This is a genomic window from Porphyromonas crevioricanis (genome assembly GCF_900476255.1).
Classification (GTDB): domain Bacteria; phylum Bacteroidota; class Bacteroidia; order Bacteroidales; family Porphyromonadaceae; genus Porphyromonas; species Porphyromonas crevioricanis.
Map to the genome: position 1 here is coordinate 1139382 of NZ_LS483447.1, position 21114 is coordinate 1160495.

Consider the following 21114-nt stretch of genomic DNA (forward strand, 5'->3'; position numbering starts at 1 on the left):
GAGGCAGTGCGGAGTGGGTTTGTGAGGATATTGTAGCAAGGCTCACGGCTTTTGGGCAACTTTTGACTTCGGCTGTTTGTTGCTACAGGAAAAGAAGTGTAATTCGCAATCGAGTCTGATGATAAAAAAACAAAACAAACCATCTCCTCCAAAAGGAGGCAGGGGGTTCAATCCAATCTGGATATACGTGGGCATATTTGCTGCCTTGATTGCTTTCTGGGCTATATCCGGAGAGATGAATAGGTACAGCAAAGAGTTGAGTTGGAATGAATTTCAAGCCATTGCCAAGCGGCAAGCATTCAGCAAAGTATCTGTGGATAGAACAACCAACTCTGCGGAGGCAGTTGTACGCCCTCAAATGGTGGATAGTGTTTTCCAACCTGGAGATTTCCCGGCTCGAACTGTGAGTAATCAGAATCGAGAATATGTAGTACGTACGATTATTCCTTCGGTAGATAAATTCTCCGATTTTTGCGATGAGAACCACTTGGAAGCGGAGATCTCCTATGTAGAGAAAGGTTTTAGCCTGTGGTCTATCTTACTCAATTTTGGCCCATTCCTCTTGTTGATTCTCTTTTGGATCTGGATGATGCGTCGCATGAATTCCGGTGGAGGAGCCGGTGGTGGAGGTGTGTTCAGTGTGGGTAAGTCAAAGGCCCAGCTCTACGATAAGACGGGTGTGAATGTATCTTTTGCCGATGTTGCCGGTCTCAAAGAAGCTAAGCAGGAGGTTGAGGAAATTGTGCATTTCTTGAAAAATCCGAGCAAATACACCGAGTTGGGGGGGAAGATACCCAAAGGAGCTTTGCTGGTAGGCCCTCCGGGTACGGGCAAGACCTTGCTGGCCAAGGCAGTGGCAGGAGAGGCGCATGTCCCATTCTTCTCTATGTCCGGATCGGACTTTGTAGAGATGTTTGTCGGTGTAGGAGCCTCTCGTGTAAGAGATCTTTTTAAGCAGGCCAAGGAGAAAGCCCCTTGTATCATCTTTATAGATGAGATAGATGCGGTGGGGCGAGCTCGTGGTAAGAATGGTAATTTCGGAGGAAACGATGAGCGAGAAAATACGCTTAATCAGTTGCTTACCGAGATGGACGGATTTGGCACCAACTCGGGGGTGATCATCTTGGCTGCGACGAACAGGGCCGATATTTTGGACAAAGCTCTGCTCAGAGCCGGGCGCTTTGACCGTCAGATCTATGTGGATTTGCCTGATCTGAATGATCGAAAAGAGATCTTCCTTGTTCACTTAAAGCCTATCAAGACCGATGCTACCGTGAATGTCGACCTTTTGGCTCGACAAACACCTGGCTTTAGCGGAGCCGATATTGCCAATGTTTGTAACGAAGCTGCTCTTATTGCAGCTCGTGAGGGTAAGGCTTTTGTCGGTTGGCAGGACTTTATGAATGCAGTAGACCGTATCGTTGGAGGGCTGGAGAAGAAAAACAGGATCACCACGGCAGAGGAGAAGAAAAGTATTGCTATCCATGAGAGTGGTCATGCTACAATTAGCTGGATGCTTGAGTATGCGAATCCTCTGGTGAAAGTGACGATTGTTCCCCGAGGTAAGGCTTTGGGGGCTGCATGGTATCTCCCCGAAGAGCGACAAATCACCATTACAGAGGCTTTGTTGGATCAGATGTGTGCAACCTTGGGAGGCCGAGCTGCAGAGGAACTTTTCTTGGGACGTATTTCCACCGGAGCTGCCAATGATCTTGAGCGAGTGACACAGTTGGCCTATGCCATGGTGACTATATATGGGATGAGCTCCAAGTTGCCCAATCTGAATTACTATGCCATGCAGGGTGATGGCTACAATTTTACCAAACCCTACAGCGAGTCTACCGCTATGCTTATAGATGAGGAGGTGCAGCGGATTATAAATGATCAGTATGACCGGGCGAAGAGGATTTTGCAGGAAAATAAGGAGGGACATGCCCGACTTTCCGACCTTCTGCTTGAGCGGGAAGTCATCTACACAGAAGACGTAGAAAAGATCTTCGGAAAACGTCCATGGAAGTCCCGTACAGATGAGTTGCTTTCTTCCTCGTCGGAGGTAACTGTCAAGGACGAACCCTCTCCGGTAGAGGAGTCTGATCCTCATTTGCCCGACAAAGAATCGTAATAAAGACTTTATAGCACGATGAAGACCTTGATTATTCGCTCCATCTCAGGCCTGGTATATGTGGCACTGCTTGTTTGTCCCATTTTTTTCAAATTGCCGGGTTTCTATGTTGCAGTCTTTTCCCTGATTGCCCTATTGTCTTTGAGAGAGTTTGCCTTATTGGTAAATCTGAATCGTAAACGCTGGCTGCGTACCATATTAGATTGTCTGGCTGGGGCTTACCTTTTTATGGGGCATCTGCTATACTGCACGGACACGATGGGGATAGAGGTCTTTTTCCCCTACCTTTTCTATCTGTTGTACACTTTGATCCGCAATATCTATTCGGATAGAGAACAGATGGTACGAGATACATCCTTGACTTTTATGGGGCAGGCTTATGTTGTGTTGCCTTTGCTTTGTGCCAATTTGATTGCCTTTGGACCTCATACCACCTCTTTTCTGGATATGAGAGTCGGGTTGTTGCTCACTGTCTTTGTGTTGATCTGGGTCAATGATACTTTCGCATTCCTTTCCGGCTTGTCTTTTGGTCGCAGGAAACTTTTCCCCTCAGTCTCTCCCAAAAAGACTTGGGAAGGTTTTTTAGGCGGTGTATTGGCAAGCATGATAGCAGCGACTTTAATAGGCCGCTTCTTGATAGAAGGAGGTGGTGGGTCGAATTTTTTGATGTGGCCATTGCTCGGACTGATTGTTTCTGCGACTTCGACTTGGGGAGATTTGTTTGAATCCAACCTAAAGCGTTTGGCTGGTGTCAAAGACTCTGGAAACTTGATCCCGGGGCATGGAGGGATGCTTGATCGTATAGATAGTGCTCTTTTTGCTTTGCCTGCAGCTTTTTTTGTCTACACCGTATTTATCCCGTAGATCATTATCGCCACCACGGGATAGCAGGTGTTCTTGTGAAGTCCAACAATATAAATAGCAGCTCGGATCATGGAAGAACATTCAACAACTGATACCTCCAATAATCAACCGGAAGAACAGGAGAGAGGTACCTTCTCTATACTGTGTGAGTTAAAGGAACGATTTCTCCATATCATCAACCTGAAGGAGGGACGGGAGGATGATCAGTGGATTATCGAGAATATAAAGGCCGATGTCGATTTTCGAGGATCTAAATTGTGGATTCTTGTTTGCGCTATTTTCATCGCATCGTTAGGGTTGAATGTCAATTCTACGGCCGTAATAATAGGAGCGATGTTGATTTCCCCTCTCATGGGGCCTATCATCGGTTTTGGTTTGGGGTTGGGAATCTCCGATTTTGCCCTAATCAAACGCTCTTTGCGCAATTTAGCCTTGACAACGGTTTTCAGTATCCTAACGGCTACGATCTATTTCCTCATCTCTCCTCTTAATCAGGCTCAATCCGAATTATTGGCCCGTATTCAGCCGAGCATCTACGATGTATTGATAGCTTTTGTCGGTGGCGCCGCCGGTATGATTGCCGGTAGTAACAAGAGCAAAGGGAATGTCATCCCGGGTGTGGCTATTGCTACAGCTCTTATGCCTCCTCTTTGTACAGCCGGCTATGGCTTGGCAACTTGGCAGATGCAGTTCTTTTTCGGAGCTTTTTATCTCTACATCATCAATTCTGTTTTTATTGCAGCTGCCACTTTCCTTTTCGCCCGTCTTTTGCACTTGCCTCGTAAGGTGTTTGTGGACAAAGAGAAAGAGAGAAAAGTGCGCCGATTAGTGACCGTTTTTGCTGTCGGAACTATTTTGCCCAGTATATACCTGAGCTATGGGATGATCCGTGAAAGCTATATGGAAGACGCCGCCATACGCTTTGTGAAGGAGCAATTCAATGATCCACAAACACAAGTGATAGGTAGTCAGTTGCACAAAGAAGAGAAAGGCAGACATCGTTTGGAGGTAATTCTTTTCGGAGCCAGTTTGTCTGATGTGGAGATTGAGGATTTGTCTGCCAAGATGCCGAATTATGGTTTGAATGATGTCTCTCTGATTGTTAAACAGGGCTTTGAGCAGGAGGCAGATATGAAAGAGTTGCGAGAGGTATTGCTCAGAGATATGTATGATAACAGCGAGCGAATAATTACACGTCAGCGTTTGCAGATAGACTCTCTGACAGCCGTACTATCGTCTTACTCCAAATATGCTCAAATAGAAAGACAGGTGAGTAAAGAGGCTTCGCAGCTTTTCCCTTCGGTCAATTCTACTTTGCTTGTTCCCTCGGCGGCATACATCAGTGGTCAGGATTCCACTCTTACAGTGATCGTTGAAGCCGGCAACAAACTGAGTGAGAAAGATCGTCAGAAACTGGAATCCTGGCTCCACACCCGCACCGATGCCAAGAAGTTGAGAATGGTCGTAATGAATGCTACTCCGTGACACTGCACGGTATAGGAGGAGAGGTGCATCTCCTTTCTCAAGTGTGAGTTTCTATCGTGTTTATGGCAAATGGAAACTTTGCTACCTTTGCAAGGCTGTACTCGGGGGAGTTTGCTTTTGAAGTCTTGCTCCATAGTAGCCGGCATAAGTGATATTTTTAGTAACGTTTAAGTATTCAGCTGATTGAGATGAACAAATTCTATGCGAATGTAATACCCAACAAGTTCTTCGTTACCAAAGGAAGTGGCGAATCCGATTTGGAGCTTCATGCCGGCTCATACCATATGGCTCTCTACGATGCCGGTATTTCGGATTTTAATATCATGACTTACTCCTCTGTCTTACCCGCTACTGCCCATTTGGCAACGATGGATGAGATCGATTTACCTCCCTTCGGATCTGAAATGAAGACTATCATGTCTGTCTCTCATGGTTTCCAAGATGAGTTCGTTTCTGCCGGTGTGGTGTATGCTTGGATGTACAAAGACGAAAACTTCGATGAGAAAGTCGGAGGTTTGGTTTGTGAGGTAAGTGGTCGTTACCGTATTGAAGAGTTGGAAAGCCGTCTGATACGTGTTATCAACGATCTGCACCGAAAGACATATTCTCAGTATTACCTTGGTGAGCTGAATTTTATCACGGAAGGGATCACTATAGAGAAACGCTATGGGACAGCCTTGGCAGCTCTCTGTTTTGTGGACTTTATTACACCAGAGATACAAGTCAATCCGGAGCATTGATTCTTTTTGATTTTTTACTAAAAACAGGACACCCTTTATGCAATGTTTCGTAGAGGGTGTTCTTTTTTTAGAAGGATAGAGATGAAAGACGGATTTTTTTTCTACATTTACCTCGCGCTTTCGGGGTCCTTTTGTGAAATATTCTTGCTCATATATAGGGAGGACTAAAGATGTAAGTTTTTTTAGGTGTAGAAAACATAAAGTTTTAGTTATGAAAAAGATTACAAGATTTTTCTCTGGAGGGTTATTTGTTGCTTTGGTCATCTTATTGTCTGGGTTGTTGCCATGGCAGGTTGCTGCTCAGTCTGACAAAAATGTCATTACAATAGAAACAAAAAAAGAGATAGGGGTAGAAATCAAATTGAAGATCTCTGCTGAGGGTAGCGTAACCATCAAGGGAGTAAAAGATCCCGAGAAATTCCAAAATGGTAAGGAGATCGTTTATAGAGTTGATAATTCCAAGATTCAGATTGAGGGGAATGTAACTGATTTCCAGTGTCGATTTGGAGAGCTTTCTGCTCTTTTCATCTCAAATCATACTTCGATTGTCAATTTGGTATGTAACAACAACAAGTTGACGAAGTTGGATGCTTCGAATTGTGAGAAGTTGGAAAGTTTGAAATGCTACAATAATCGCTTGGAAGCATTGAATGTTTCTGGCTGTACTTCCCTAAAGGAGTTGGATGCTAGCAACAATACGATATCAGAAACAAATTTTGCTAAATGCCAAAGCCTTGTATCGTTGATATGCAGTGAAAATAGTCTAGCAGAGATAAATCTTGAGGACTGTAGATCTTTGGAAGAAGCACGCCTTCAAGAGAATGCCCTTAAAGGCTTGGATGTTAGTAATAATAAAGCCTTGAAGAAACTATCCTTGCACACTAACTTTATCCAAGGGGATAGAATGAGGACTCTCGTTAATAGTTTGCCCGAACGGGATAATAAAAATCGAGGAGAATTGGTAGTGGTAAACCAATATGGAGATAATAATGTATGCCTCGTGGAAGATGTGGAAATTGCAAAAAATCGCAAGTGGGATGTCCTAAATAGAGAGAGGGGTTTTTACCCCGGGCGTGCTCCGATAGGGAATGGTGTAACTCGGTTGATCTTCGATGAGTCTGTCGAAGTTGGTCGTGTAATCAATCTCAACATCAAAACAGTAGAAGGCGATTTTGATGTTGAGGGGGCTTGGGTGAAGAGTGCTACATCTTGGAATAGTACCTATGTAATTACTTCTAAAGAGCTGGTGATAAAGGGAGACTTATTAAGATTGAGTTGCAATAGGAATGACTTGAAGAGTGTTGATATTACCGCTTGTCCTACAATGTCTTCTTTGGATTGTAGTGTAAATAAACTCACGAGCTTGAAGATCTCACCCAATTCATCTCTCACAAGGATAAGCTGTTATTCAAATCAGCTTGTAGGAGAGGAAATGGTTGATATGCTTAATAATTTGCCCGATTTATCTTCTGCTCCCCAAAAAGGAGAATTGTATGTGATTAATACCAAGGCTCAACCGAGAGATAAGAATGTTTGTACTCCAGAGGATATCAAGATACCTTACGGGCGTGGTTGGATTGTATATGACCAAAAGGGGAATGATGTCGTGGAATTCCCAGGTCGTTACCCCCTGTCTGTTGCAAGTGATATGAAGTCGGGATCTGTGAAGCTGTATCCTAATCCTGCACGAGCTTTCCTGAATATAGAGGGCTTACCGGTTGGCACCATGGTGCATGTATATTCTCTTGTCGGGGAAAGGCTTCTTTCCGCCGAGAGTTCTGTGGTGGGCAAGATGACTCTTGACGTTTCTAGTTTGCCTCGTGGAGTCTATCTATTGTCTGCAGGAGAGACGGTTTTCCGTGTTACATTGAAGTAAGTGTAGGTACGCTTTTTAGTCGCTGTCCTGCGTATTGAAGGGAAAGTGTATATGCGAGCATCCCACAGCCTCCTATCAAGTTGTGGGATGCTCGTTTCTGAGAAACTTGAAGAGACTGCTGCATAGCACGGACACTTGCTTAGTTGTTTTTGATATTCGAGCTTGGCATAACGAAAAGTATACTTTTTATTCTCGTTTTCAATTTCTTGCATTTTCCGTATCCTGTAGAGTCAATGAAATGGTAAGTTTTAATGGTTATTTCGAGGCTTATGCAAAATTCTTTTTAGAGAAGGAATACAGGGAACCATTAGTTTGTTGAACAGTCTCATTCGGAAGCTTTTATTCCTTCAAACCGTTGTTTATTGCAACGCAAAGCTCTACCTTTGCCGAAGTGATTATTCCAAACCTAAAACAGTGTTTCTATTATGAAGACTAGTGAAATCATGGCCCAGCTTGAAGCCAAGCACCCGGGCGAAAGCGAGTTCCTTCAGGCAGTTCGTGAAGTACTTCTTTCAGTTGAGGAAGTTTACAATCAGCACCCTGAATTTGAAAAGAATGGTATCATCGAGCGTATTGTAGAGCCCGATCGTATCTTCACTTTCCGTGTGCCTTGGGTAGATGATGCAGGTAAGGTGCATGTTAATATCGGTTACCGTGTACAGTTCAATAATGCTATTGGGCCGTACAAGGGGGGGATTCGATTCCATCCATCTGTAAACCTCTCTATTTTGAAATTCCTCGGATTTGAGCAGACATTCAAAAATGCTCTTACAACACTTCCTATGGGTGGAGGAAAGGGTGGTTCAGACTTCGCTCCTAAAGGACGTAGTGAAGCCGAAATCATGCGTTTCTGCCAAAGCTTCATGACCGAGTTGTGGCAAAATATTGGTCCTGACACGGATATTCCTGCAGGTGATATAGGTGTAGGTGGTCGTGAGGTGGCTTATATGTATGGTATGTACAAGAAGCTCGCACGCGAATGTACAGGTACGATGACCGGTAAGGGCTTTGAATTTGGAGGCTCTCGTCTCCGTCCTGAGTCTACAGGTTTTGGTGCCGTATACTTCGTACACAATATGTGCAAGGCTCACAACATCGATCTCAAGGGTAAGACTGTAGCAATCTCCGGCTTCGGTAATGTGGCTTGGGGTGTAGCTATGAAGGCTACCGAATTGGGTGCCAAGGTTGTAACCATTTCTGGTCCTGATGGATACGTATATGATGAGGAAGGTATCAACACTCCTGAGAAGTTCGCCTGCATGCTTGAACTTCGTTCTAGCGGTAATGATGTTGTATCTGACTATGTGAAGAAGTTCCCCAACGCTAAATTCTTCGCAGGTAAGAAGCCTTGGGAGCAGAAAGTAGATATCGCCATGCCTTGTGCTACTCAAAACGAGATGAATCTCGAAGATGCCAAGATGCTGCACAAGAATGGTGTAACGCTGGTTGCCGAAACTTCTAACATGGGTTGTACAGCTGAAGCAAGTGAATACTATGTAGCACAGAAGATGCTCTTTGCTCCAGGTAAGGCTGTAAACGCTGGTGGTGTATCTTGCTCTGGTCTTGAAATGACACAGAATGCTATGCACCTCTCTTGGAGCAACGAAGAAGTAGACAAGTGGTTGCACCAGATCATGAACGATATACATGAGCAGTGTGTTACTTATGGTAAGCAAGGCGACTATATCGACTACGTAAAGGGTGCCAACATTGCCGGCTTCATGAAGGTTGCCAAGGCTATGGTAGCTCAGGGCGTATGTTGATGATCGGATCGAAAATATTCAGATCATAAATAATGGAAAAGGGGGGCTCGCAGTTGCTTGTGAGTACCCCCTTTTCTCTGTTTAAATCTCCCCCTACAAAGAGAATGAATCCCATAGCAGTTATAGAGAAATACTATCGACCTGAGACAGAGCTGTATCAGATATTGATGAAACACAGTACCGATGTGGCTGAGTATGCTTGCCGGTTAGCCCAGAAATATGGCTCCGAAGCAAACAAAGACTTTGTCTATGAAGCAGCTATGTTGCACGATATTGGTATTTTCCTTACCAATGCTCCATCCATATGCTGCAGTGGAGAGTCCGGATATATCTATCATGGTATCCTTGGTGCTGAATTGTTGAGACGAGAAGGCTTATTGGAGCATGCTTTGGTGGCTGAACGACATACTGGTACAGGGATTTATCCCGAAGAAATAGCAAGCCGAGGTTTGGATTTTCCTCCTGATAGGATATACTATCCGATAAGTTTGGAGGAGCAGCTTATTTGTTACGCAGATCTTTTTTTTAGCAAAACGAAGCTGGAAGGCCCTAAGAATGTCGAGCAAATCCGGAGATCTGTGAGTAAATGGGGAGAGGAAAGTCTGGCTAGATTTGAAGAAATGCACTCTCGTTTTTCTCTCCTTTGAGAGAAGTGGAGATGATGGAAGGTTGTTTTTCGCTTGAGGAACGAAAGAACCAGAAAGATCTTTCATGAGATTAATGACTACCTTTGCCCAATGTATATAACAGATGTGTACACTGCATAATTTTGGTCGTATGGCGCAGCCGCTGAGTATTTCCTTTGGGAGAGTGCGAGGGATGTTGCTTCTGCTTCTGACTTTGCTGTGGGGGATAGCCTTTTCTTCTTCTGCCGCAGAGAGACGATCGCAGAAGTCTTTTGTTGTGGTTGTAGATGCCGGACATGGAGGACACGATGCCGGCACTTGTGGAAACGGACTCAAAGAAAAGGATATTACTCTTGATATTGCACTTAAGGTAGGGCACTCTATTAAGGCTCGTTACCCTCAGGTCAGGGTGTTGTACACTCGAGACAAGGATGTTTTTGTCAAACTCCATGAGAGAGCCGGATTTGCTAATCGCAATAAGGCCGATCTTTTCATCAGCATACATGTCAATAGTGCTCCCAATAAGGCTGTTTATGGTACAGAAACCTTTGTCTTGGGATCGGACAAGGCAGACAAAAATGAGATTGTAAACGAGACGAACTTGAGAGTTGTGATGAGAGAGAACCAAGCAATCACCCTCGAGGATGACTATCGAGAGACTTACCATGGATTTGATCCTTCATCTACAGAGAGTTATATTGCTTTCTCCATGATCAAGAACATACACTACGACCAGAGTGTGGAGCTGGGCACTTATATTCAGGAGGCTTATCACAGTGCCGGTCGTAAAGCAGATCGAGGTGTAAGGCCTGGAGATTTGTTGGTTGTTCGCAATGTGGCGATGCCCAGTGTATTGACGGAAGTTGGCTTTATTACAAATAAATCGGAGGCGCAGTTTATGGCCGGTCAGACCGGACGCAAACAACTGGCTGATGCCATTGTTAGAGGGTTTGGGAGGTATTACCGTCGTTTTACCGGATCGGTTTCGGAGACGACTGTTTCCGAAGATTCAACAAAAGAGGAAAAAGTTGTGGGTGATGATTCAGGAAAGGATGAGAATGCCACTGAGGTTGCACCCGAAACGACTGTCCGGACTTCTGAAAAAACTCCCAAGCAGGCGTCTCAAACTCAGGGGACAACCTATGGGGTACAACTCATATCGGCAAGCAAAAAGGTCAAAGTCAATGATCCTCAGTTTAAGGGCTACGCAGTGCGTTGCGAACTGGTGGGCAAGCGCTATGCTTACATCCATGGATCTGTGAACAGCCTCGACAAAGCCAAACAGCTAAGAAAAAAGGTGCGTAAGCATTTCAAAGATGCTTTTATCGTTCGTTACAAGGATGGAAAGCGGGAAGAAGCAATCTACTGAACTTGAGTGCAATACAACAGTCTAAATCTCTCAATACCATAATCATGAAACTTTCGGAGAAAACCAAAATAGGTATCCTCGCTATTCTTGCTTTGATACTCGTTTATTTCGGTATCAATTATCTCAAGGGAATCAACTTGCTCAAAAAACCAAATATTTATCATGTCTCTTTCGAGGAAGTTCACAACGTCAATAAGGCTTCCCCCGTGTTGATAGATGGCTATAAGGTGGGGATTGTCAAGGATATGATTTTTGACTTTAAGAAAGGTCGTGGGATCACATTGGTGTTGGATCTTGTCTCGGATATGAAAGTCGAGAAGGGCACTTCGGTAGCTATAAAGCAAACAGCTCTCAGCGGTGCAGAGGTGCATCTATCTCGTCCGGAACAGGGAGGGCAGGGCTACCACTCCGTAGGAGATACCTTGCTGGCATCACCAGGTAGTGGAGATATTCTGGCTATGACCAATAATAAGATTATGCCGGCCATTGTAAATCTGCTTCCTAAGGCAGACTCTCTGCTGTCAAGTCTTACTCGGTTGGCAAACAGTTCGGAGTTTAGTACCATCCTGCTGAGTCTAGAGCTCAGTGCCAAGGAACTCAATAAATCAATGGCACAAATCAATCAGGTTGTGAGGAGAGATTTCGACCCTATGATGGCCAACCTGAATGAGACAGCCGGTAACATCAAACAAGTTTCGGAAACCCTTTCCAAGGTAGACATGGATCGTATACATCAGACGCTTTCGGATCTCAGTGCAATGACGCACGAACTGAAGCGAGCTGTCGCGCAACTTGAAAAGACGGATAATACAGCTGGCCTATTACTCAATGATGACAAATTATACAAGCGTATAGATAGTCTGGCGAATAGTGCGGATATGTTGATGAAGGATATACGAGAAAATCCGAAACGCTATGTGCATTTCTCAATCTTTTGATTGAAACCTTAGCTCTCCCTTGTTGTTTTTATCTTTCTGGCCCGAGACTTTATCTCAATTCTGAATGGATTTTTTCTCTTCGCTCGACTTCTCGAGAGTTTGGGAGCTGCTTTGCTATGACCCACAGTCTCCTATTATCTTTTCCGGAGGCTTGTTTTTTCTCCTCTTCCTTCTGTTTCTCCCTATCTATATGATGCTCAGGCGTACAACCTTGTTGCGCATCATGTACGTTACCCTTTTCTCTCTCTTTTTCTATTACAAGAGCAGTGGCGTATATGTTGGCCTTTTGGTATTAGCTGCAAGCAGTGATTTTTTGATAGGATCGTTGCTATTCAAAACAGCTGATCAAAAAAGAAAAAAGCTCTGGGTTGCTCTCAGTATGTGTATCAATCTGGGAGTTCTTGCCTACTTCAAATACTTCAATTTTTTGTTGGATTTGTCCACCAATATTCTCCAAAATGTGGGGGACTGGTGGGGAATAGCCGAGTTGTCAGCTATCGAATACACTCCCATGGACATATTCCTGCCCGTCGGTATATCATTCTATACATTTCAGACGATGAGCTATATCATAGATATATACAGAGGTCGAATCAGGCCCCTAAATCGCTGGATTGATTATTTGTTTTATGTGTCGTTTTTCCCGCAATTGGTAGCTGGCCCGATTGTACGGGCGCGGGATTTTATCCCTCAAATCTACAAGAAGCCTCTCGTTACAAGGAGTGAGTTCGGCGAAGGATTGTTTTTGATTATTTCCGGATTACTCAAGAAAGCCGTCATCAGTGACTATATCAGTCTGAATTTTGTAGATCGCATTTTTGATCAACCCTTGCTCTATCATGGGGTTGAAAATTTAATGGGGATTTACGGATATACTTTGCAGATTTACTGCGATTTTTCCGGGTATTCCGATATGGCTATTGGCATAGCTCTTTTGTTGGGTTTCCGTTTTAACATCAACTTTGATGCACCCTATCAGTCGGCTACTATTACCGAGTTCTGGCGCAGGTGGCATATTTCTCTCTCTTCCTGGCTCAAAGATTATCTCTATATATCGCTTGGAGGAAATAGAAAAGGAAAGTTCCGTACCTATCTCAACTTGCTTATTACGATGTTGCTGGGAGGCCTATGGCACGGAGCCGCTTTGAGGTTTGTGTTGTGGGGAGCCATACATGGCACGGCCTTGGCTGTACATAAATTTGTGATGCATCTGTTCCCTCGTGCTAAGGCCGAGGGCGGAGATATGAAGCCTTTGTGGCGATTCTTAGGTGTAATATTCACTTTTCATCTTGTAGCTTTCAGTTGGGTACCTTTCAGGGCCGCTAATATGGAAACTGTGGTCCAGATTTTCTCTCAAATCATACATGATTTCCAGCCACAAGTCTTCTCTCAAATGTTGGTTGGATACCCCTACGTTTTTCTTCTTATGCTATTGGGCTATTTGGCTCATTTCACCCCTAAGAAGTGGGATTTGGGCATACGCTCTGTAGTCAGTCGTTCTCCTTTTGTGCTCCAAGCATTCTATCTGTTGATTGCTGTCTTTATTGTTTTCCAAATAAAGAGTGCGGAAGTACAGCCTTTTATCTATTTCCAATTCTGATAACACTCCTGTCCAAATACCTATTTATGGGTAGTTTTTTGGTGTATAAATGCCCCTCTGCAGGGGGCATAAATTCGTACTTTTGGACCCAAAGAGTTTCGGTTTGAGCATGGCATCTTTCCGGCAGGCTGTAAGTTCTTATCAAAGGGTCGGCCTAAATCCTCTTTTTGCTATCACAAATGAAATTGTCAGAATTAAAAACAGGCCAGCGAGCTGTTATTAAGGCGGTAGGGGGTAGAGGAGTCTTTCATAAGCGCATCATGGAGATGGGGTTTATAAAAGGCAAGGAAGTAACGGCTGTATTGGTAGCCCCTCTTCAAGATCCGGTCTACTACAAGATATTGGATTATAATGTGTCTCTGCGCCGAGAGGACGCTAAGCGCATTGAGGTAGAGTTGCTCCCCACAGTCGCTCATCAAGAATTTGTGGAATCCTCCTTCTCCATTACTTCTGAAGAGGAGGCTATTAACGTTTCTAGCGAAAGAGATGCTATCACTTACCCTTACCCGGATAGGCAGCATATACGTGTAGCTCTTTTGGGAAATCCCAATTGTGGCAAGACTTCTCTATTCAACCAAGCAAGCGGAGCACATGAGCATGTCGGGAATTATAGTGGAGTGACGGTAGAGGCCAAGACAGCCCACTTCACACACCGAGGGTGTCGCATCGAGATTGTAGATCTTCCTGGTACTTACTCTCTGTCTCCATACAGTCCGGAGGAGCTTTATATCAGGGAATATCTCACCGGAGATTCTCGCCCGGATATTATCCTGAATGTAGTGGATACGACAAATCTGGAACGTAATCTCTACCTCAGTGTACAGGCCAAGGAAATAGGTTTGCCTATCGTAATGGCCTTGAATATGTACGATGAGTACGAGAAGAGTGGAGACAGGCTCGATCACCGGCAGCTTTCCACACTGCTTGGGATCCCGATGCTTCCTACTATTTGTCGAACTTCTCGAGGATTGGAAGAGTTGTTCGATTGTATCCTAAGGGTTTACAATTCACAGGAATCTCGTTTGCGGCCTATCAGTATTGACTATGGAAGTACTTTGGAGCCGGTCATTGAAAAGCTAAGTCGTACTGTGGCTGAACATCTGGGAGATTTGCCAGTTGGCTTGTTGCCTCGTTATGTGGCTATAAAATTGGTGGAGGGAGACAGCCACACCGAGGATTATATTAGGAAGCGTTGCAAAAAGGCTGACTTTGTGATTGCAGCGAGAAACTTTGCTCTAAAAAATGTCGAAGATGAGTTGAGTGGAGAAGAATCTCCCGAGACAGTCATTACCGATCGTCGATATGGCTTTATCGCCGGAGCTTTGCGTGAGACGTATATCGCACGACATAAAACGGCACATACATTCTCAGACCGGATTGACCATTGGATTGCTCATAAGGTGTGGGGGTTCCCGATCTTTTTGCTTTTCATGTTCATTATGTTCGAGGCCACTTTTGTTCTCGGTGCTTATCCAATGGACTGGATAGAACAGGGTGTTGCCTTGTTGGGCGATGCCATAGGCAATCTAATGCCTGATGGGTCGTTCAAGGATCTACTGCTCGATGGCGTGATAGGAGGGGTAGGGGGAGTGATTGTCTTTTTGCCGAATATCTTGATCTTGTACTTCTTTATCTCACTCATGGAAGATAGTGGCTATATGAGCCGAGCTGCTTTCATTATGGATAAGTTGATGCATAAGATGGGGTTACATGGAAAATCCTTCATCCCCCTTGTTATGGGATTTGGTTGCAATGTGCCGGCAATTATGGCTACACGAACAATCGAAAGCCCCAAAAGTCGAATGATCACTATGCTTGTGTTGCCTTTGATGAGTTGTTCCGCGAGGTTACCTGTGTATTTGTTGTTAGCCGGAGCCTTTTTCCCTCAGTACGCAGGATTGGCCTTGTTCTCTATCTACTTACTGGGGATTGTGTTGGCTATTTTCATGGCACGACTTTTCAAAAAGACATTGTTTGCAGGGGAGGATATGCCTTTTGTCATGGAGCTTCCCCCATACCGTTTGCCGACATCTCGTTCGGTACTTATCCATATGTGGGAAAAGGGAAAGCAATACCTGCGCAAGATGGGTGGAGTCATTTTGCTTGCCTCTATTGTCATCTGGTTTTTGGGCTATTTCCCTCGCAATGATGAGCGAGACTTTAGCACTTTGGCACAGATAGATCATGTAGAGCAGACTTTGATAGAAGCCGAACAAAGGGCCGTCGTTGAGAAAAAGATCAAACCAATAGAAGACGAGGTCTCAAATCTTTCCACTACTGATGAATCGATCCGAGAGAAAGCTGAGCAGATTGTACAGCAGGAGAACTCTTATATCGGACGGATTGGCAAGTGGATAGAGCCGGTGATACGTCCTTTGGGATTTGACTGGAAAATAGGGGTGGCCCTGATCTCCGGAGCTGCTGCCAAGGAAATTGTGGTCAGCACATTGGGCGTTATATATATGGGAGACAATTCGGAAGATGCCGATAACCGGCTGACCGAACGACTTAAGGAAGAGCGCAATAGCCGAGGAGAGCTCTCTTTTACTCCGCTGATTGCGATCTCACTGATGGTCTTTGTCCTTATCTATTTCCCTTGTATAGCCGTGATTACAGCCATAGGCAAGGAGAGCGGTAGTTGGCGTTGGGCTCTCTTTTCTGCTCTTTATAGCTGTGCCTTGGCTTGGCTTATGTCGTTTATTGTTTTTCAGCTTGGTAGGCTCTTCGGCCTGGGGTAAAACAGATGGTGGGTCCGCGCAGATTGCAGTAAGCGCAAGGCACTGAGACTAGGGTTTGTCGTACATTCGTATATGACTAAGCTCGAATGTCGAAAACAATGCAGTGAGTGCCATGTTATGCAACAGCCTTTGTGGTTGTAGTCAACTTTTCATTGGAGAGTGTCTGCCCTTCTTTTCAGGGCAGACACTCTCTTTTTTTGATAGAAAAGATTTGATGGTTTGACTTTTTAGGCTGTTGCATGGCACTCAAAAACTCCTGCCTCCGGCCATTTTGAATGTATATGTTTTGTAAACTCTTTCATCCTCCAAGAATTGGAAAAAGAGAGAAAAAAGAGACTATTGTCAGCAAGTAAACAGCAGTCTTTTTTGTGCCTTATTTTGACCTCTCAAAACCCCGATGAATAGGACGTTCTGGAAGGGACAAAATTCTCTCCTGAGAAAAAATTTGCTCTCTCCTGTGTTAGTGAAAATTCTCTCAGGAGAGAATTTTTGTTCTCTCCCGTGTCAGTAAAAAATGGCTCCTGTTGATATCGAAAAAAGAGTGGGAAACCCCAGTAAAAGACCTCCAATTTGAGCAAGGGAAATCCCTTAAATCGAAAACGAAAAGATGCAAAAAGAAATAGAAAGCAACACTCTGGAAGGCTGCCTTATGAAATGCAGATAAGTCGAGAAAAATGCAGTCGGAAACCCACACAGAGAGCTTGTACAATCCGGAAGAGAATAGATTGTAATACTCTCTCCATTGGGTGGAGAGAGTAACAAAGGGAAGCTGTCATTGTCTTTGCAATAACAGCTTCCCCTCGGAATGATTCATTTGATCATTGTTGTGGCCGATAAAGATTCGATATAAATACAGCCCGTCAATTAGCCCGGGATCTATTGAGAAAGTCAGGATAGCCGGGGCATCCGGCTGGCTACTGATGGTCGTTTGAGGAGTACGTTGGACCACTCTCCCTGTGAAATCGTAGAGCTCGGCATAGCATTGCAGTTCTACAGAAGGCTGGTTGGTCTGTATGGCTATATTCACTTGATCGGAACGCACTGGATTGGGTCTTACTGTTGTTGCCACATCTACCGGACTAAGCCCAGGTACTACCCTAAAGGCGAAATCATAGGTTGTCACGTTATTGAAAATATCCCAAACTGTGAAAGTTGCTGTATGGTCTCCTTCATTCAGCGTTGGCAGCACGAACGCCACTTCTCCCTTTCCACTCTCAAGAGAAGAGGGTGTGAAGTAGCTGTTTAACTCGTGTACGGCTGTTGTTGCTCCATGGATGGAGAGAGAGATACTGTGTCCTGGCCCTAATCCTGAATGGTTGATCCCACTTTTGTCGAAGAGCTTGGCTACAAATAGGGGCGATTCGTTGACTTTGTCTCCGCTTCGGAACTTCTCCACACCGAGATAGCAATGCTCGATTACTGGAGGTTCTTTGTCTTCGACATCTTGGGCCAACCCATGGTCTATGAAGAAAGACTTGTCGTATCCGGTGGCTTCTAACCCTCTCTTTTCGTCATAACAGTAGAAATTAGCTCGTCCCTCGGTTCCGGTGTAAATAAGATCTTTGGGAACAACGAAGCGACATTCAAATCGACCATTGACAACTTCGGCCAAACCTGCATAGATAACGCTCGGATAATCCTGTATGGTTTGGGTTTTCCCAGATTTGTCGGGGAAAGTGGTTAGCTCTTGCCGACTATCGAAGATTGACACATAGAGTTTACCATTGTACTGTTCGTCAAGATTGTCCCCCCCACTCTCCGTTACTTCTCCCTCTATTACCACCGATTGCATGGCTCGTAGGGGGATAAGGTCTTTTCCCCCGCTTGCCAAACCATTGATTTTCTTTACTCTGATTTGGTGGGTTGGTAGGCGTAAGCTTAAGGCCGGATCCCCAATGAGGAAGAAGCTTAACTTGTTGATTGTGTCAGAGGGACTGACATATTCGTTGGGATTCTTGGCCTGAGACAGTACCGAGCCCAATCGATAGCTGCGTTTGTTGAGAGTTTGCTTGAATAGCCTTCCTGTCAAGGCTTGGTTAAGCTCGAAATTAGGCACATCGAGTACCACCCTGGATGTCGTAAAGAGGGCAGGAGCTCCACTTTGTTCATTGAAAAGGACTTCTTCTCCTGCGGATGTAGAGAAATGGTCGAAGTTGCAAAAGTCACAAGTGGCTGTGATCCAGATGGGAAGGTTTTTGTACTTGAAGTTTTTGATCATTTGCAGGGTCAGTAGCTGCTCGTCGGCCCAGCCCTGAGGTCCTCCATGACCATTGTAGTTGATCAGTAAGGCTCCCTTGTTGAGTACATCCATGAGCTTTCGAGTTGCATCCGGTACGGTGGTTTTGCCATTGACGGAGACTAATTTGTACATATCCATCAATACTTTATCAACGATCAGAGACGGGTTTAGCTCTTGCAGGCCATCAGCGATTCTGTTGCTTTGCCTGAAATGAGAGAAGCCGTCTTGGTTGTCAGCAACAAATATGGCTCTGGTTTTCCACTGTCCGGGTTTCCTATCTTCGGCATAGCGGATTGTTTTGGTTACAACGGTATGTGCTTCGGCTAGTGTCCGCACCGGGATGCGCCCAACGCCGATCGTGTATTTTTGTGCTCCTATGGGTTTGTTGGATTCATTTGCATTTAGGGCAGTGAAATAGGAGTCTGCGGTATACGAATCTAGATTGAGTGAATTTTCACTTTGATAGGTGAGCAGGAAGTTGTATCCCTTGGAGCGATATTGTTTCCAATCTGTTGTAACCATACGGTTGTCGTAGCTACCGTCTCCGAAGAGTAATAGCTGTATTGGACAGGGCTTTTCCGAGGTGGAATTTTCTATCAGGTAGCGATCATAATAGGTTTTAGCCAGAAGCCTATAGGCTGTGGCATCGGGTGTACCTCCGGTAAATTCGTTGTACACCTGCTCATCCGTAGCTACAACAACTCTCATCCCATCTGCCGAACGGTGGTATTCGGCAAGTCTTTCTGCTTCTGGTTTGAGCCCGGTCGGGGTGATGATAATCAGATCCGGCCAAGTTTCACCTCTGAGATTTTGATTGGCAACAGGTCCTGTAATTTGGACTTTCCGTGCATCTGATAATCGGAAAGCGATATAAGTAGCTCCTCTGTCTCCCGGGGCTTCATCGACAAAGCCGTAGGTTCCATTGTATGGGCGAAGAGGACAGAGATATGGGTTACCTATTTCAGATGTAGAGAAAACTCTCGTTTCTGAATCGGCTCCATCTATCATGTAGCGCAATGCTTGCCCTTTTTTCTCAGGGCGAGGTAGCTGGTACATAGGTAACTGTTTGCCCGGTGATAGACGAAGTTGGCCATCGATATTCAATTCATAGTAGTCCAGATATACAGATTGCCCGGTTCGAGAATATTTGAGCTCTACCCATAGTTTTTCAGAGGTCGGTTGTACAGCGTCCTTGCTATAGGCAATGCAGTCGTATCCACGGACATAGGAAGAAAAGCGTTCGTTGTTAGGATCGATGCGGGTTTGGATGTCTTCTATCACATGCCGGTTATTCAGGCTCATTGTCATTTTCCCTTCGGTAGATCTGCGAGATACATATCGGAGCTTGGCACGAATATCTCCTGTGGCATGTGGGGGGAGTATCTCTTCAAATTGGTAATCAGTGCGAAAGGCAAAGGATTCACCCCATAGCTTGCGCCCTGAGAAAGCAAGCGAGGTGCGGTCTTCTTCGTGTAACAACACAGCTATTGTAGACCGTTCCTCTCCTTGTGCAGCCTCGGAAGGAGTTTTCTCTTGTATGCGTACAGGATCTGCTGCATCCGACAAGAGATAATAGCCGGATGAACTGTATATATTGGTCGTGTGTTGATAACGCTTTGTCTTACCGTCGTAGTACCAGGTTGTCGTCCCGGGTGAGTAGAAATAGAGAGCATTCCCCTCCCTCAAAGAGGGTTGTGCAGGAAGGTCCGTAGCCTTGATACGACGGAGATCTTCTGGGAGCATTGCCCCTCCATAGCCATATACTCCCACTTTTTCGGGATCTTTGAAGCCGGCTCTACGCAATTCTTCGTCAGTAATGCAATAGACACCACTTTCGGTAACATCTACTTTGACCCAATGCCCTGAATTCATAACCGAAGTTTGAGCAGCCAAAGGAAGAGCCTCCGAAGATGGAGGAGGGAAAGATTGGGCTTGGACCCGAGGAGAAGAAATGAATCCTACTGTACACAAGAGAGAGAGGCAGAGTAGGGATAGGAGGTGGTGGTATCTATGTACGGTCATCTTTTTTAGTCTTAAATCGAAACAGAGGGGGGCCTTCCGGTATCTCTAACAAGAGGGATACCCGACTATTTAACGCTCATCTCAAAAGCTTTATTGTTTCCCACGTACCCTACGAGAGTTTGTCCTATGGCTATGGGGCCTACCCCGGCAGGAGTACCACAGTAGAGCAGGTCTCCCATTCGAAGAGGGAAAATGCGACTGGCAGCGGCAATCAGCTGATCTATGGAAAATAGCATGTCATGAGTGTTGCCTTTTTGCACACAGTGCCCATCAATTTCCAAACGGAAATCCAAATTGGTGAGATCTCCGAATTGCTCTTTCGGAAAGAATTGCCCTACTACGGCTGAACTTTCAAAGGCCTTGGCAGCCGTCCATGGCTTGCCTGCTGCTTTGGCTTGTCGTTGCAGATCTCGAGCTGTGAGATCCAATCCCACTGTCAGTTCACTGTAATAGCGATGGGCAAATCTCTCATCTATATATTTACCAATGCGATCTATTCGCACAACGATTTCCGTCTCATATTCTATTTGACTCGATAGATCCGGGTAGAAAAAAGGATAACCCAGTCGGTGCACTGCATCTCCTTTGAGGAAAAAAATTGGAGACTCCGGTTTCGTTTGGCAAAGGATTGTACCAGTGCTCATTTCTGCGATGTGATCGCTATAGTTAGATGCAACAGCTATGATCTTCATACAGAGCAAATATAAGTCTTACGCAGATTAGGAGAAACTC

13 protein-coding genes are annotated in these 21114 nt (G+C 45.0%); 11 read left to right on the plus strand and 2 right to left on the minus strand.

Annotated features, from left to right (window positions below; genetic code table 11):
• The first annotated feature begins 118 nt into the window (after positions 1–118).
• The 11 genes from ftsH to feoB all read left to right on the plus strand — a co-directional run bounded on the left by ftsH (position 119) and on the right by feoB (position 16121).
• The gene (gene ftsH / locus DQN70_RS05080) at positions 119–2122 is read left to right on the plus strand and encodes an ATP-dependent zinc metalloprotease FtsH (protein ID WP_042120078.1); all 2004 of its coding nucleotides are present in this window, start codon (positions 119–121) and stop codon (positions 2120–2122) included.
• 18 nt (positions 2123–2140) lie between these two features.
• Complete coding sequence (locus DQN70_RS05085) at positions 2141–2986, plus strand: phosphatidate cytidylyltransferase (RefSeq protein ID WP_023940402.1); 846 nt, start codon at positions 2141–2143, stop codon at positions 2984–2986.
• Positions 2987–3055: 69 nt separating this feature from the next.
• Complete coding sequence (locus tag DQN70_RS05090; protein WP_023935770.1) at positions 3056–4471, plus strand: DUF389 domain-containing protein; 1416 nt, start codon at positions 3056–3058, stop codon at positions 4469–4471.
• 188 nt (positions 4472–4659) lie between these two features.
• Positions 4660–5211, plus strand: coding sequence for a pyruvoyl-dependent arginine decarboxylase (locus tag DQN70_RS05095; protein WP_023935772.1), 552 nt, complete (start codon positions 4660–4662; stop codon positions 5209–5211).
• Positions 5212–5422: 211 nt separating this feature from the next.
• Positions 5423–7087 carry a T9SS type A sorting domain-containing protein gene (locus tag DQN70_RS05100; RefSeq protein WP_023935774.1) on the plus strand — a complete coding sequence of 555 codons (1665 nt, stop codon included), beginning with the start codon at positions 5423–5425 and terminating at the stop codon, positions 7085–7087.
• 425 nt (positions 7088–7512) lie between these two features.
• The gene (gdhA, locus tag DQN70_RS05105) at positions 7513–8850 is read left to right on the plus strand and encodes an NADP-specific glutamate dehydrogenase (RefSeq protein ID WP_023935776.1); all 1338 of its coding nucleotides are present in this window, start codon (positions 7513–7515) and stop codon (positions 8848–8850) included.
• Between the two features lie 104 nt (positions 8851–8954).
• Entirely contained in the window at positions 8955–9497 is a 543-nt protein-coding gene (locus DQN70_RS05110; RefSeq protein WP_023935780.1) for an HD domain-containing protein, read from the plus strand.
• 103 nt (positions 9498–9600) lie between these two features.
• Positions 9601–10845, plus strand: a complete 1245-nt coding sequence (locus tag DQN70_RS05115; protein WP_023935782.1) for an N-acetylmuramoyl-L-alanine amidase family protein — start codon at positions 9601–9603, stop codon at positions 10843–10845.
• A gap of 44 nt (positions 10846–10889) precedes the next feature.
• Positions 10890–11783 carry an MlaD family protein gene (locus DQN70_RS05120; RefSeq protein ID WP_036888530.1) on the plus strand — a complete coding sequence of 298 codons (894 nt, stop codon included), beginning with the start codon at positions 10890–10892 and terminating at the stop codon, positions 11781–11783.
• A 64-nt stretch (positions 11784–11847) separates the two neighbouring features.
• Positions 11848–13383 carry an MBOAT family O-acyltransferase gene (locus DQN70_RS05125; RefSeq protein WP_023935786.1) on the plus strand — a complete coding sequence of 512 codons (1536 nt, stop codon included), beginning with the start codon at positions 11848–11850 and terminating at the stop codon, positions 13381–13383.
• A gap of 179 nt (positions 13384–13562) precedes the next feature.
• Positions 13563–16121 carry a ferrous iron transport protein B gene (gene feoB / locus DQN70_RS05130; protein ID WP_042225910.1) on the plus strand — a complete coding sequence of 853 codons (2559 nt, stop codon included), beginning with the start codon at positions 13563–13565 and terminating at the stop codon, positions 16119–16121.
• Positions 16122–16893: 772 nt separating this feature from the next.
• Here feoB and porU read toward each other — a convergent pair.
• The gene (gene porU, locus DQN70_RS05135) at positions 16894–20382 is read right to left on the minus strand and encodes a type IX secretion system sortase PorU (protein WP_023940411.1); all 3489 of its coding nucleotides are present in this window, start codon (positions 20380–20382) and stop codon (positions 16894–16896) included.
• A 65-nt stretch (positions 20383–20447) separates the two neighbouring features.
• Entirely contained in the window at positions 20448–21074 is a 627-nt protein-coding gene (locus DQN70_RS05140; protein ID WP_023935798.1) for a fumarylacetoacetate hydrolase family protein, read from the minus strand.
• Between the last annotated feature and the right edge of the window lie 40 nt (positions 21075–21114).